Here is a 14,111-nt window from a genome sequence, read left to right on the forward strand (position 1 = left end):
CTTACTCGTTGGGTACGCTGGCCACGACGAATCCGCCCGCGGTCGGAGCGGCAATCACACGCTCGCCGTTCTCCCGGGCCAGGAAGACCAGAGGGCCCTGCGTGGCGCCCAGCGGGAGCCGGTGGACTACGGTGAGCCGCTGCGCGTCGTAGATCGTGACACCTTCGGCGTCGGCCACCGCGAAGCGCGCGGCGGTCCCCGGCGCGCCGCGCAGCCACGCCACCGCGCGCGCGTTGGGACCCGGCACGCCTCCTCGCACGCGGAGGTAGGAGTCGAGCACGAGCACCGCGTCCGCGGCGCGCGCGATCACAGCGCCGCCGGCGTCGTCGACGTGCAGCTCCGCCACCGCCGCGATCCTGTTATCCGCCATCGTGTTGCGGACCGCCAGTGCGGAGACCGAAACACCGCTGGTTCCCACCCCGTCGAGGCGGATGATGCCGGTCCCCGGCCCACAGACGGGGGCACCTGCGGATGGGCTCACGACGTACACCACGCCTGGCGCGCCAGCGGCGAGCACAGCGCCCCCAAGCGACGTGGCAAGGCAGACGGACACGTCGTCCCGTCTCAGCACCTCCGCGCGGTTCCCGTCGGGCGTCCGCGGGGCGTAGACGCGAGCGGCGGCGGTCGTGTCGCCCCGGATCACGCTCGCGAACCTGGGAAGCACCAGCGCCGGGATCCCCGGCTGGGCGCCATCGCCAGCCGTCACTAGCCGAAGAACGCTCGCCGCGGCGGGCTCCACCACGCTGCCCTCGATTACCTGGAGCGCGCTCGGAATCAATGCGAGCGGATCCGTGCAGGCCCCGTCGCGGCAGCCCACGGCTAGCCCGCGCGCGGTCGGACGGACCGCTCCCAAGAAGGTGGTGTCGAGCTCCAGTTCCAGTGCGGGGAGCAGCGTCGACTCGCCGCGCGGCTCCTGTCCGGTACGCAGGAGAGCGAGCTCGCCACCGCTCTCGCCGAGAACGGCGAGCACGCCCGCGCGATACGCGACGCGCCCAGGCCGAAATCCAGTGTCGAGGCTCCCCAGGATGCGGCCCGCGCCCGTGAGATCGAGGATCCCGACGGCGCTGGAGCCGGGGATCGGGAAGTATGCACGCCCGCGGTCCGCGTCGAGCGTCAGATCGGACGGCATGCTGCCGTCGGCGGTCCTCACGCGTTGGCCGGCCCAGATCCGCGCCGCCCGCCGCGCCGCGTCCGACAGGCGTGGCGCAGCCACCGTGTCGTCGGATGCGTAGTAGCGGGCTCCGTCACCGTCTGCCACGATGCCGGTCATGAAGACCGTCCGCCCCCGCTCCACCGCCGCCGGCACCTCCTCGACGGGGACGTCGGCCGTGCCGCCGGTCACAGGCACCAGCGCCGAGCGCCAGAGCACGCTCCCCGCGGAATCCAGCAGGAGGAGCTGCGCCCGCAGCGACGTGCCCTGGCCCGTGACCGCGACGCGCACGGAGTCCCTTTCGTGGACCTGAATCTCCCCCTGGGGGAGCGCCATGTTGATCGCGGGCGGATCAACCGGCTCAAAGAGGCGGGGACGGTCCACACACCCCGTCGCGAGAACAAGCACGGCGGCCAGCGCGCCAGAAGCGCGAATCGGCAGTCGGATCACGGGTCTACCCTCCGGCTGGGAGCATGCACGTGGGGAACGAGCACGATCACGAGGTCCATGTAGTTGCTCGCGACTTCGTCCTTCCTGAACAGCCTGCCGAGGAGCGGCAGGCTGCCGAGCAACGGCACCTGGCTTGACGCCCGGGACTGCCCCTGGACGGTGAAGCTGCCGATGACGATCGGGACCCCGTCGTCCACGATCACCTCCGTGTTGGTGCTGTGCCGACCGCCGGTGATGCTCCGCCCGTCCGGGCTCAGCGTCCCGCCGTCGCGGAGCAGGTCCACCTTCATCCGCACCTGCCGTCCGCCATCCAGTACGATCGGCGTGACGCGAAGAGTGGTGCCGGTGAGGAACTGGGCGAATCCACCGGACGGCACCGCGCCGAGCCCGTTCGCGGTGCCTGGCTGCGAGCCGGACGGGTACCCGCCGGACGTCGCCGTCGTGTCCGAACCGAGCCCCGGCTGGCCGCCGGGCACGATGACGCCGCCGCCCGCCAGGATGGGCTGGGGATTCGGCAGGATGTACGAGTCGCCGACGCTGATCCGGCCCTCCCGCTCGGACGTCGTCATGACGAGAGGCCGCGTTTCGGTCTCGGCGAACCCCGCCGATGTCAGCGCGTCGATGAACACGTTGAGGCCGACAGGCATCGCTCCAAGACCGCCCCGCAGGGAGAACGCCTGCCCCGACAACCCGGGAATCGCGCCGGCCCCGGACCCTCCGATGTTCACCCCGGTGGTCTGCCCGCCGGTGGAGTCGTTCAGCAGTGGGACGAAGGAGTAGGTCACCCCGCGGCGATCCATCGCCGAGCGGTTCACCAGGAGCATCCAGGCTTCGACGGAGACATTCGCCGGACGCTGGTCGTATTCGGCGACCACCTGACGGATCGCGGTGACCTGGTCCGCCGAGCCGTAGACGACGAGCGTACGGCTGATCGACGGGTCGCCCAGCACTTCGACGCTCCCCGGCGCCGTCGAGTCGGCGGCCGCGCCCTCGAACATCGGCTGCAACGCGCTCACCACGTCCCGCGCGTCCCTGAACTGGAGGTTGATCAGCTCGGGGCGTCGCCCGCGGTTGGCCTCCCGCGCGCTCACGACGGTGATGATCCCGGAAGGCGCCTGCACCGCGCGCAGGCCGTGGGCTTCCAGGATGGACTCGAAGGCCTCGTGCCAGTACCGGTCGCGGATCTCGCCCGTTAGCCGCATCCCGCGGACTTCCGGGTCGGAGCTGACGACGATGTCGACGCCGACCCGCTCCGCGATGTAGCTCGCCACGTCCGCGACGGGCGCGTCGAAGAGGGGCAGATCGATCCGCGGCGGATTCGGTCCGACGTGAATCCACTTGCCCTGGCGTACCGGCTCCTGCGCCCGGCGAGTCGTCCCGGCGGGCGCCGGCGAGCTCGTGGGCGCCGGCTGCGCGGCCACCCTCGCGCCCGTATCGCGCGCGGGCTGCGGGATGATCGGCTGGGCACGCGGGCCGCGCGCGGCGGCGGCGTCCGCGCGGCGCACAGAGTCCGCCTCGACCTGCGCGCGCATCTCGGCGAGCGTGCGGAATCGGGGGGAGGCGCCACCAAGCCCCGCGGCGCACGCGGCCAGCAGCAGAGGCAGCGCCATCGAGGCCACCCGGGGAAGTACCAGCGCGCGGCGGGATAACTGGGGCACGGGAGTCACGGCTGGAGAGGGGTTGAATCGCGGACGGAAAGGTCGATGACCGTGGATGCGCCGAGTCCCGGGACCGAGACCCGCACGCGGCCTGCGTCGATCCGCAGGATTCGGTAGTCGCCGACGCGGTCGCCCGGCCGCACCACGCGCCGGACGGGTGGCGTGGAGGCCAGGCGCACGACCGCGAGGGGACGCCCCGGGTTGTGCGAGTCGACTCCGATCAGCGTCACTTCCATCTGCGGAAGGTTTTGCCCGGCGTAGAGCGCCTGCGGGGGCACCAGCGGATCGCGGACGGCGCGCGGGTAGTCCCACTCGGCAGCCTGCGGACTTCCCGCGTTTGCTACGCTGGCCCCCGCCGCCGCCGAACAGAGGAGAACCGCCCCGGCGACACCGGCGCGGATGAGCTTCTTCATGGTGTCACTCCGGGAACGAAGGAGGAGGGCGCGACGACGGTATCGCCGGACGTGGGCCCGGACGGAAGCGTGTACCAGACCAGGCTGAAGGTGGCCACGGCTCTGAACGGCGTCTCTCCCGCGTCCGCCAGCGCGGTTGCCGCGCCGGCGCTGTCGGTCTGGGCCGGGCCGGCAGCGCCGTAGGGCGTGGCGGAGCGGATGAGGGAATCGGGGATGGCGTGGAGCCGAAGGCCGCGGATCCGGGTCACCCGGGGCATGGACGCGACCGACGCGAGCAGCGCCCCGATGTCCGCGTACCGGCCAACCACCGTGACCGTGTAGCCACCGCCGTGGAAGGCCCCCTCCGTCGCGGGGGCAAGCGGCTCGCTGGCGGCGATTCGGACCCCGAACTGCCGCTCCGCGCGTGACAGGGCCTCCTTCACTTCCGCGGCGGCGGCGCCCGCCGCGCCCGCGGCAGGGATACGCATCGCGAGCACCGCCGAATCGGCCCGGAACTGCTCCACGAGCGAATCCAGCCCAGCCTGGCCGAGGACCACGATCGCGGCGCGCGCGCTCTGAACACGCGCCTCTCGCGCGGCTACGGCGGTCTCGCGGCTCAGGACCGCGGCGGAGGCCGGGCGGTAGCGCTGCGCGTACCAGACGAGCGCGAGGAGCGAGGCGCCGGCGACTGCCCAGCGGAGCGCCTTGTCGCGGGCGAACGGAATGCTGATCACTGCTCGCCCCCTTCCTGCGCGCTCGCCGCACCCGGACCGGACCTCCCGGCCAGCTCGAACCTCACCACGGGCATGCGGCCGATCTTCACCATGGAGGTCCGTTCGATCCTTGCCTCGCTGCTCGTACCCGTCCGCACCAGCGTCTCGGCGAAGGTCCCGGCCACGGCGTCGGAGGCGGCGAACCCGAGCACCCGGTATGCGACCGCGCCTGTCGCGGGATCCTCCTCCACGGACACCACGTCGGACACCCAGGCAGTCGGGGGCGTGGCTGCCGCGATCCCCTGGAGGACTCGCGGCCACACCAGGCGGCCGCTCTCCAGCGCCCGAACGGCGTCGACCTGCCCGCCAAGCGACCTGCGGCGCTCCTCCAGCAGCTGGCTGCGCGCCATCGCCGCCGCCACGCCACCCGAATCGGCGCCTGCGCGGGCCTCGCGGACTGCGACCACCCGTTGCCGCTCCCCGAGCCCGGCGTCCAGATAGGCCGCTCCGGTCACGGTTACCACCACGGCGGCGGCGAGCAGCCGGAATGCGCCGTCGCTGGCGATGGTGCGCACCACCGACGACAGCGGCATCCGCCCCGCAGCGTGCACCCGACTTTCCTGCGGGGCGCGCAGGTCGAACCCCGTGGCCGCATTGCCGCCCTCCGCCTGCGCCTGGGCCTGCAGAGCAGCACCGAGCGCGGGGACGAGCGCGGGCCCGAACACCTCGCCGGCCTCACCAGTCCACTCCAGCTCGGACAATGGATCGAACGGGTAGACCCGGGCGTCCGCCGCGGTTACGAGGAACTCCAGGAAGCCGGGCACCCGAGACCCGCCACCGGAGACCCAGATGTCGTACGGATCCCCGTCGTCCGCTCGCCCCGCCTCGCGGCGGCCGGCCTGCAGCCCGCGCGCGATCTCCTGCCGCAGCCGGCCGGTCCATTCGGTGAGCAGCGCGGGCGGAAGCGTCACCGTCTGATGCGCGCCACCTCCGCGCGCTCCAGCACGCTCCCGAACGGAGGCGAGACCGACGAGCGGCGCGTCGAGCGCCCCGGGCTCATCACCGTCGAGGATCACCCACAGGGCAGCCGTCTCGCCGACGTGGAGCAGGACGGCGCGCCGGCCCACGCTCGCCGCGGGGCGGCAGGCGCGCCACGCGTTCACGAGTGCTCCCGCCGCGGTCGTGACGGGACCCTGCGGGACGCCGGTCGCCGCGACGGCCCGCTGCTGGGCGGAGACTGCCTCGGAGCGGGCGGCACCGGCGAACACCGCCACCCGTCCGGGAGGAGCTGCCGACGACAGCCGCACGAACCCGATGCGGGGGGTCGTGACTTCGCTGCCCAGCACCTGGCCGAGCTGAACGGCGAGGCTGGCGAGCATCTGCGCGCCTTCCTGATCCACGACCACCAGCCGGCGCGCGACGGCCTCGCCGGGGCCGAGCGCCAGCGCGATGCTGGACGGGCGCACCCGCAGCCGTGAGAGAATGGCGGCGATCTGCGACCCCACCGACGCCGCGTCGAAGCGCGGCGCCTCCGTCCCGCCGCCGAGCACCTCGTCCGCCGCGCACACGACGCGCGGGCCCGAGTCGCCGCTCGTGACGCCGACCAGCTTGATCCTGCCGGGGCTCAGGTCGAGCCCCACGAACACGTCTTGTTGGAAGCGTCGAAACCGCATTTCGCGCGGGAGAGAACGGGGTGGCTGGACGACCATCCGGGACGTCCCGCGCGTCTCCGCACAGGTGCGGAATAACGCGGGGCTCAACGTCCGCGGGCCATGGTCCGGGGTACCCGGCAGGAGCAGCGATACCCGCCGCGCCCGGAACGCTGGTACCCCGGGTACCTCCCCTCGGATGACGAGACTCACCCCGTGAACAGACCCCGCCGACGAAGCCTGGCCAACGGCTTCACCCTGATTGAAATGGTCGGTGTGCTCGTGATTGTGATCGCGATCGGCGCATGGGGATTCGCCACCGCGACCCGGCCATCCCCCCGCCGGGAAGCAGCGGGGGCGGCCATGCGGATGCGCGCGATGCTCGGGGCCGGGCTCGCCGACGCGGAGCTTGATGGCGGCGACCTCGTGGTGCGCGCCGTGGCCGACTCCGCACAGGGAGGAGGTCGCTTCCTCGCCCTCGCCGGTCCGCCGGGCGTCATGCCGGCGGACGATCCGTCCGCGGACTGGGTGGTGCTCGACGGCGGCGTTCGCTGGAGGAGGGGCACGGCCAGTGTGGATCCGATGGGCGCAGCCACGGACGGCCGCATCCCGGGCACCGTCCGCTGCACGGTCGACGCGTGCGAAACGGGGCTCTCCGACTACGTGGTCTACTTCATCGGGCACTCGCGCTCCACCCGCGTGTCGTGGGCGCTGGTCCTCACGCGCGAGCGCGACGTGCTCCTGTTCGGCTGGAACCCGGCCTCCGCCGCGTGGGAGGCGAGCGAAAAATGACCTCACCCACGCAGAAGGGCCGTACGGCGGGCTTCACTCTGTACGGCGTCGTCATCGCAATGCTGCTGCTCGGCTTCGCGCTCCATCCCATCGTCGGCACTCTCGCCACGAATACTCGAATCGCCACCGACCGGCAGGAACGCCTCGCCGCCGAACGCGTGCTGCGCAACGAGGTCGCGCTCCTCACCGCGGCCGATCCCGACGGCGTTGCAGCGGTCCGGGCGTACCGCGTGGAGCGCACCGGACGCACGGCTGCCGACGGGCGCTATTCGATCGTCACACGCCGCACCGTCCGCTGCTCCGTGGGAGGCGCGCCGCGCGACAACGCCTCGGACCCTCCGCCCTCCGGCTGCTCGGCGGGCGGTGTCGTCCACGACTATTCGATCACAGTGACCTTTCCTCGCTCGGCGGGCCCCACGGATACGGGGTCGATCACCAGATCCTTCGCGGTCGGGGCGAGCGGCCCCGACGGAACCCCCTTGGGAGACCTGCCATGAACCTCCGCGGCCGCGGCGGCTTTACGCTGCTGGAGCTTCTCTACGTCCTGCTGATCAGCATCATCCTCTTTCACGTGCTTGCGCGGATCGGCGAGGTGATCGGTGCCGTGGATGGCGCCACGCGCTCCGGCACCGATGCGGGCACCCTCGAAACCACCGTCGAGCGCGTCCTTCGCCGCGCGCTGGAGAGCGCCGGGACCGGACTCCCGGCCGCCCCGAACCTGGCCGGCGTTGGTGTGAAGCCCGCCACCGGAACCGGCGGGGCACCGGCGGACACCCTGATCGTTCTCCAGGGCGACGGGGCCGCCATGACCGTGGCTTCCCGCCCGTGCCGAACGGGGGCGGCCGACTGCGTGGCCCTGGTGGGCGATCACCGCGCCCGCGTGCGCGACGGCGACCTGATCATCGTCGGCACGCGCTCGACCGGACTCTCAGCACTCCAGGTACAGGGTCCGCCGGCCGTCTTCTACGCCCCCTGCGCGGGCGACTGCCCCGAACGGCTCGTCTGCCCGGTCACGCCCGGTCCCTCATCGACCTTCTTCCGCATCGTGGGCTCCGTCCGCCAGCCAGGCGGAACGACCGCCCCCGGACCCTGTCCCCAGGCGTTCTTTCCCGATGGCTCTCGCTGCGAGGAGATCGAGCAGCTGGTCACCGCCGGACCCCGGCAGGAACCGTCCTGCCGCGCCCAGGGGCCGACGGCGGCTTTCACGGAGCTCAGCGTCGCGGACCGGACGACGGACCTCGGATTTCCGTCCCCGCCGCTCGCCCTCTGGCGCAGCGGGGCCGGCGCACTGCCCAAGGTGCGGGCGGTCCGCGTCCGCGCGTCCCGGTTCTGGGTCCGGGGGGAGCCGGGGCGCGACACGGTCCTCGTTCGTCAGAACTCCATGACTCCCGCCGGGGAGTGGCGCGCCCCAGTGGCGATCGCGGGTCCCGTTCGCGGGCTCGGCGTCGAGACGCTTCAGGAAGGGGTGTGGACGCCGGCCACGGGCGCCGCCGATCTGCGCCCGGGCGCCGGGAACGCCAACTACGTGTGGAGCGCGGCCCCGGCGGCATCCGGCCGCGAGCCCGCGTGGCGGTTCCGGAAGGGCCATCACACGATCGCGGCCGTGCGGGTCCGGTACACCTACCGCGTGGCGTCCGCGAGCCAGGCGCAGCCGCTGGAACGGCAGGCGTGGATCATCGTGCCCACTCGATCACTCCTGCAAGGAGGCACCGGTGACGCGGACTGATTCCGAGGCGCGGCTCCTGTGCCGCCGCGGCTTCACGATCAACGGGGTGTTGATCCTGATCCTCGTCGCCACCGTCGTACTCAGCACGACGGTGTTCCTGAACGTGGCGGAGGAGCGATCCGCCGGGGCTGCGGCGCGCCGCGCGCGCCTCGCAGCGGCCGCCGAGGGCGTCGTGGCCGAAATGCAGGAGCGGATCCTCGCGCGCGCGCAGCAGGTTTCGGGCGCGCTATGGGATTCCGACCTCGCCGTCATGAACGCGAGTGCGGTGCTCGACATCGAGCTGGCGGATCCACAGCTCGAGTTCGACCAGCCACGCTCCGGGTGGCGGGTGATCGAGATCCGCGAGAACGAGCGGATTCCGCACGACGAGGTGCCACTCGCAACCTGGACCGACCAGCCGCGCCTCTCGTACGCCGGCGTCCCCCCGATCGGCGGCCTGGTCGCGGCCCGCACGCTCGTGATCGCGGTGTACGCGACCGTGCGGGACCGCGACGGGGCGGCCTACCGTGTGAGGCGCGACCTGGCAATCTCCCAGATTCCAGCCCACCAGCACGCGCTGTACGCCGCGGGTGATGCCGAACTCTGCGCCTCCGCGACCGCGAACAGCGCGATCAGCGGCCCGGTGCGCGTCGACGGAACGCTGCTCGCGCTCTCGTGCGCCCACATCATCCGCTACACGGGCGGAATCGACGCGCGGGACGGGATCGAGGTCGCGTCGCCGGCATCGCACTTCGTGGTGGGGAGCGATGGTCAGCTTCCGCTCGCGACCGTTTCCCGCGCACAGGCGGAGTCGGACCCGCTCGCCAGCCTGCGCCCGTCGGGCGGCCGGGTCCGGGTTCCCGCGGCGCTCGGCGGGCCGGTCGGACCCGGTCGGCTCAGCAGCGCGGCCATCGCGGGCTCGGGCGAGTGCGACGACGTGCCTGCGGCCGGCTCGCTCACGTGCGGCGGTGCAGCGCGATACTTCCCGTCGGTACAGCTCCAGCGCGCCACCTCCGGCGCGGGGGGCGAGTTCACCGCCACATGCGGCGCGGCGTACGAGGGCGAGGGCTGCGCCGACGTGCTCGCCGCGGTCACCTACCTCCCGTGGCCGTTCCCCGGACCCCAGCTGGCCGGGGTCGCCGCTCCCGATCCGGCCTCCCCTGCACTGCCGTGGAGAGGCTTGCTCCCGGATGCGCGACGGGAGCCACGCTGCAACGCGACGATCGGCGGCACCACGTTCCGCACGGCGAGGTGCCCCACCAACCTGTACGGGTTCCGGATCGACCTCGGCGCCATGCCCGCCGTGGCCGGGGGCGTGCTGTCGATTCGTCGGGCAGCGGGGCAGGCCGCCGGGGCGAATCCCTCGGGAGCCCAGGAGATCGTCCTGCTGATGAACGGGACCTCCCTGGCCGGTCCCCTCACCATCCACTCGGAGATCCCGGTATACGTGGCGGGCAGCTTCAACACGGCATTTCGCGCGGGCTACAACGGACCGCCCCCGGCGAAAATCCATGCACCGCGGATCGTCGTGCTGCCGAACGAAGCGGCCTCGCAGCTCCAGACGTCGGCGGTGTGGGACAGCGTTCCGCGCGCCGGCAGCACCACCCCCGCCGCTGCCCCGCTCCGGGCGGAGACGAACGTCACGATCACGGCGGTTCTCCGATCCGGCTACTGCCAGACCCGCGACGGCCAGTACTTCGGAGGGGTTTGGGAAGGAATACCGGCGGTGCTCGGGGACTGGCGCTCCGCAGGGCTTCGCATCATCGGCGCAGTGGAGGCAGCCGAAGGCCCGGATACCTCGGCGGACTGTTCGACGTTCGCCACGCCGCTCGGCACCACGCCCTCCGGGACCCCCACGACGCAGCCGGCGTCCCGGTCGATCCTCTACGACGACCGCCTGCTCCACCCCTATTTCCAGCCCCCGGGTGGATGGGGATATGGCAACGTCGCGTACAGCGGCGCGTCCGCCGTGCCCGGCCGCACCTACGCGCGCCAGCTGCGCGCCACCGGCGGGACGGTCGCCGTGCGCCGGGTGCGTGACACGATGCGGGGATTTCCTCCGATTCCGCCGGGCGTTCCGATCCGCGCGCCGGGAGCGTACCCCGCCGCGCCGCTTCCCCTGCCATAGGAGGTTCGACCGCGACTTCGGAAACCCCGGAAGAAAAAGAGAGGGGTGCGAACGCGGGCTCGGCTGCGCTGGGCCTGGTGCCGGGGAGAGGACGATTCCAGTCCTCGCCCCGGTTTTCTTGCACTCGGATCTGGAGCAACCGATGGCGAAGGGAAAAGAGACTACGACGAAGGAGGCGCGCTCGCGCGTGGCGGGTGCCGACCGCTCGCGCCGCGGGCGGGAGAAGCCCGAGGTACCGGGCGGAACGAAGCGCGGGGAGGAGAAGCGCGAGGCCGCGGCGGAGGCGGAGGCGGTGAGCCCCACCGTGAGCACCGAGAGCGCTCCCGCGCCCGCGCGCCAGCGCCGGGCTCGCGCGGCGGGCCGGACGCGCGTGGAGGCGGCAGGCGACGCCGGGTCGACGCAGCGGGCGCAGGAGGAGGAGGGCGCCGTCGCAACGGTCCCCCTGAGCACCGACACGGCCGCCGTGGCCCAGGTCGCCGAGACGGAGGCCGAGGCCCCGACCGAGGCCGTCGCGACCGCGTTGGAGTCGCACGTCGGCAGCACGGCGGCCGTGGCCCCGAACGAGGCCGACGTGGGCGTCGCCGCGTCCGCCGAGGAAGTCGGCGCCAGCGACGACGGCGGGGCCGCGGGCACCGGCGTGGTGATCGACGCGGCAACCGAGGCGGCGATCGACGCCGCCCTGGACGAGGTATTCGGGGCCGCGGACGGCGTCAGCGGCACCGCGCCCGCCACGGACGCCGAGGCGCCGGAGCAGACCGCGGTGCTCGCACAGGACGTCCCCGCGCCCGCGGCGGCGAGCGACCCGACCGTGCTGCTGCAGCCGGAGCCGCAGAACGTGATGGAGGTCGGGCTGAAGCCGCAGGACGTGAAGGCGGGGCTGGCGGCCGTGGTGGCGGGGCTGCCGGGGAAAGCCTCGCTCCCGGTCCTGCACAGCATCCTGATCGAGACCGACGGGCCCGAGCACGTCCGGCTGACGGCGACCGACCTCGACACCACCGTCACGCGCCGGATCGCCGGCACGGTGAGCGAGCCGGGCGCGGTGCTCGTCGCCGGCAAGAAGTTCCACGAGATCGTGCGGGAGATCCCCGACGGCTGCGTGCTGACCCTGCGGCTGAAGGAGGACACGCTCCACCTGTGGTGCCAGGCCACGCGGACCCGCTACAAGCTCCCCACCATCCCCCGCGGCGAGTACCCCACTCCCCCGGGCATCCAGTGGGACGGCAACGCGTTCGGCATTGACGGCGCCACGCTGGCGCTGATGATCGAGCGGACGGGCTTCGCGACATCGACCGAGGAGACCCGCCCGATCCTGAACGGCGTCCTGTGGGAGTTCTCCGAGGCGGACATGGGCATGGTCGCCACGAACGGCCATCGCCTGTCCGGCACCCACCTGGCGCTCGACACGGGGTCCGGCCACCCCGAGATGATCATCCACCCGCGGGCGCTGGGGATGGTCGCGCGGCTCCCGGCCGAGGGCGAGGTGGTCCAGGTCGCGTGCACCGAGAACCACGTGGGCTTCCGCGGCGACGGGTGGGAGATCATCACCCGTCTGATGGTGGGCCCGTACCCGGACTACCGCCAGGTGCTGCCGAAGGACAACGACAAGTGGCTGGTGGCCGACAAGGCCGCGCTGACGGCCGCGCTGCGGCGCATGGTGATCGTGGCCAGCGAGCAGACGCACCGGGTGAAGTTCACGCTCGGGGAGGAGCCCACCCTGATGCGCATCTCGGTCGAGTCGGCCGACTTGGGCACGGCCGAGGAGTACGTCGCGGTCGAGTACGAGGGCGACCCGCTGGAGATCGGCTTCAACGCGCTGTACCTGTTGGAGCTGCTGCGCTACTGCCCGGCGGGCGAGGTCCGCATGACCTTCAGGGCGCCCGAGCGCGCGGCGACCATCGTTCCGGTGGACGACAGCAGCGGCGCCCGGACGGAGATGCTGGTGATGCCGCTGCGCCTCCTGTAGGCGACGCGGGAAGGCGGCCGGCGCGGATGCGCCGGCCGCCGTTTTTCCGTTCTGAACGAAGGGAGGATCGTGCCGGGCGAGAAAGGCACGCTGCCGCGGCAGGGCGACCTGCTCCTGCCGATGCTCCAGGTTCTGAGCGACGCGGGAGGCACCGCGTCGAGCGAGCACGTCCGCGAAGCCCTGGCGGAGGCGGTCGCGCTTCCCGCGGGGCGGCGCAGCAGGCGCACCCGGGCGGGCCGGCAAGGGCGGATGGTCAACGAATGGGGGCGGCACGTCCGCTGGGTGCGCCAGCGGGCCACCCTCGCCGACCTCGTCCACGCGCCCAGCAGCGGAGTGTGGTCCCTCACCGATCGGGGCGACAGGGCGCTGCGGAACGCGGTACGCGGCGTCGTCGTCCAGGTGTTCGTCACCGCGCAGGGCGTCATGCTGTGGGGCGACGCCCACGACGCCGCAGGTGTGATCGAGGACGGCAGCCTCGACCTCTTCATGAGCAGCCTGCCGTACCCGGACCAGGTGAAGCCGTACGAGAACCAGCACCCTGAGCGCGCGCACGTCGATTGGGTCCTGGGGCTGGCCGACCGCATCCGCCCGAAGTTGCACGACAACGGATCGATGGTGCTCAACCTCGGGTCGCCGTTCGAGCGTGGCCGGCCGGCGGAATCCACGTGGATCCACCGGCTGATCCTGCGGATGGTGGACGAGCTCGACTTCGTGCTGTGCCAGACGCTCTACTGGCACAACCCGGCCAAGCTCCCGTCGCCCGCGGAGTGGGTGTGCATCCGCCGGGAGCGGCTCGTTCCGGATGTCGAGCCGGTGCTCTGGTTCGCCAAGCACCCCCACCCGTACGCAGACAACTCCGCGGTCCTGCGCCCCTACAGCAGGTCGATGGAGCTGCGCGTCGCGGGCGGCGGCGAGGCGGGGGCGCGCCGGCCGAGTGGGCACGCGCTCGCGCCGGGCGCGTTCGGGGCAGACAACGGGGGGGCAATCCCGGGAGCCTTGCTCTCGGCGGCGAACACCGACAGCAACTCGTACTACTTCCGGAGATGCCGGGAGGCCGGAGTCCCCGCGCATCCCGCCCGCTTCCCCAGTGAGCTGCCGGAGCGCGCGATCGGCCTCCTCACCCCGCCGGGCGGCCTTGTTGCCGACCTGCTGTCCGGATCCGGCGAAACGGCGGCGGCCGCGGAACGGCTCGGGCGCCGCTGGCTCGCGTGCGACCTCTCGCTGACATATGTGCGCGGGTCGGTCTTCCACTTCGAGCGGTCCCCGCACTTCCGCTCCCACCTCCCCGACTTCCTGCGGGCGCCCGCGCCCCGGCAGCCGGACCTCTTCGCAGCATCACAGCGAATGCATGCATGAGCACCGACACCAGCGCCCGTGCGGCCGCGGGCCAATCCGGGTGCGCGTTCCCCGATGCGCCCACCGGGCGTACGGGAGGCGAGCGTTAGCCCCTTCACACCGATCAACACTCTCGCACATGCCTGAGCCACAACCTGTATTCGCCGCGGTTATTC

11 protein-coding genes are annotated in these 14,111 nt (G+C 72.6%); 6 read left to right on the forward strand and 5 right to left on the reverse strand.

What is annotated here, in order from left to right:
* Position 1 precedes the first annotated feature (1 nt).
* The 5 genes from VF584_22125 to VF584_22145 are packed head-to-tail and all read right to left on the reverse strand — an operon-like array spanning position 2 to position 6,036.
* Positions 2-1,600, reverse strand: a complete 1,599-nt coding sequence (locus tag VF584_22125; GenBank protein HEX8212889.1) for a hypothetical protein — start codon at positions 1,598-1,600, stop codon at positions 2-4.
* On the reverse strand, positions 1,597-3,210 hold the full coding sequence (locus tag VF584_22130) for a secretin N-terminal domain-containing protein (GenBank protein ID HEX8212890.1): 1,614 nt from the start codon (positions 3,208-3,210) through the stop codon (positions 1,597-1,599). The genes VF584_22125 and VF584_22130 overlap by 4 nt, the downstream gene beginning before the upstream one ends.
* A gap of 53 nt (positions 3,211-3,263) precedes the next feature.
* On the reverse strand, positions 3,264-3,671 hold the full coding sequence (locus tag VF584_22135) for a hypothetical protein (GenBank protein HEX8212891.1): 408 nt from the start codon (positions 3,669-3,671) through the stop codon (positions 3,264-3,266).
* Positions 3,668-4,384, reverse strand: coding sequence for a hypothetical protein (locus VF584_22140; protein HEX8212892.1), 717 nt, complete (start codon positions 4,382-4,384; stop codon positions 3,668-3,670). Before VF584_22140 ends, VF584_22135 begins: the two co-directional genes overlap by 4 nt.
* Positions 4,381-6,036 carry a hypothetical protein gene (locus VF584_22145; GenBank protein HEX8212893.1) on the reverse strand — a complete coding sequence of 552 codons (1,656 nt, stop codon included), beginning with the start codon at positions 6,034-6,036 and terminating at the stop codon, positions 4,381-4,383. Before VF584_22145 ends, VF584_22140 begins: the two co-directional genes overlap by 4 nt.
* A gap of 192 nt (positions 6,037-6,228) precedes the next feature.
* Here VF584_22145 and VF584_22150 point away from each other — a divergent pair, with 192 nt between their 5' ends.
* The 6 genes from VF584_22150 to VF584_22175 all read left to right on the forward strand — a co-directional run bounded on the left by VF584_22150 (position 6,229) and on the right by VF584_22175 (position 13,956).
* Positions 6,229-6,804 carry a hypothetical protein gene (locus tag VF584_22150; protein HEX8212894.1) on the forward strand — a complete coding sequence of 192 codons (576 nt, stop codon included), beginning with the start codon at positions 6,229-6,231 and terminating at the stop codon, positions 6,802-6,804.
* Entirely contained in the window at positions 6,801-7,301 is a 501-nt protein-coding gene (locus tag VF584_22155; GenBank protein HEX8212895.1) for a hypothetical protein, read from the forward strand. The genes VF584_22150 and VF584_22155 overlap by 4 nt, the downstream gene beginning before the upstream one ends.
* Complete coding sequence (locus VF584_22160; protein HEX8212896.1) at positions 7,298-8,530, forward strand: hypothetical protein; 1,233 nt, start codon at positions 7,298-7,300, stop codon at positions 8,528-8,530. The genes VF584_22155 and VF584_22160 overlap by 4 nt, the downstream gene beginning before the upstream one ends.
* Complete coding sequence (locus VF584_22165) at positions 8,517-10,637, forward strand: hypothetical protein (protein HEX8212897.1); 2,121 nt, start codon at positions 8,517-8,519, stop codon at positions 10,635-10,637. The genes VF584_22160 and VF584_22165 overlap by 14 nt, the downstream gene beginning before the upstream one ends.
* Before the next feature lie 142 nt (positions 10,638-10,779).
* Positions 10,780-12,600, forward strand: coding sequence for a DNA polymerase III subunit beta (dnaN, locus tag VF584_22170; GenBank protein ID HEX8212898.1), 1,821 nt, complete (start codon positions 10,780-10,782; stop codon positions 12,598-12,600).
* 69 nt (positions 12,601-12,669) lie between these two features.
* Complete coding sequence (locus VF584_22175) at positions 12,670-13,956, forward strand: site-specific DNA-methyltransferase (protein ID HEX8212899.1); 1,287 nt, start codon at positions 12,670-12,672, stop codon at positions 13,954-13,956.
* Positions 13,957-14,111: the final 155 nt, after the last annotated feature.

Source organism: Longimicrobium sp. (genome assembly GCA_036389135.1).
In the GTDB taxonomy this organism is placed as follows: Bacteria; Gemmatimonadota; Gemmatimonadetes; order Longimicrobiales; family Longimicrobiaceae; genus Longimicrobium.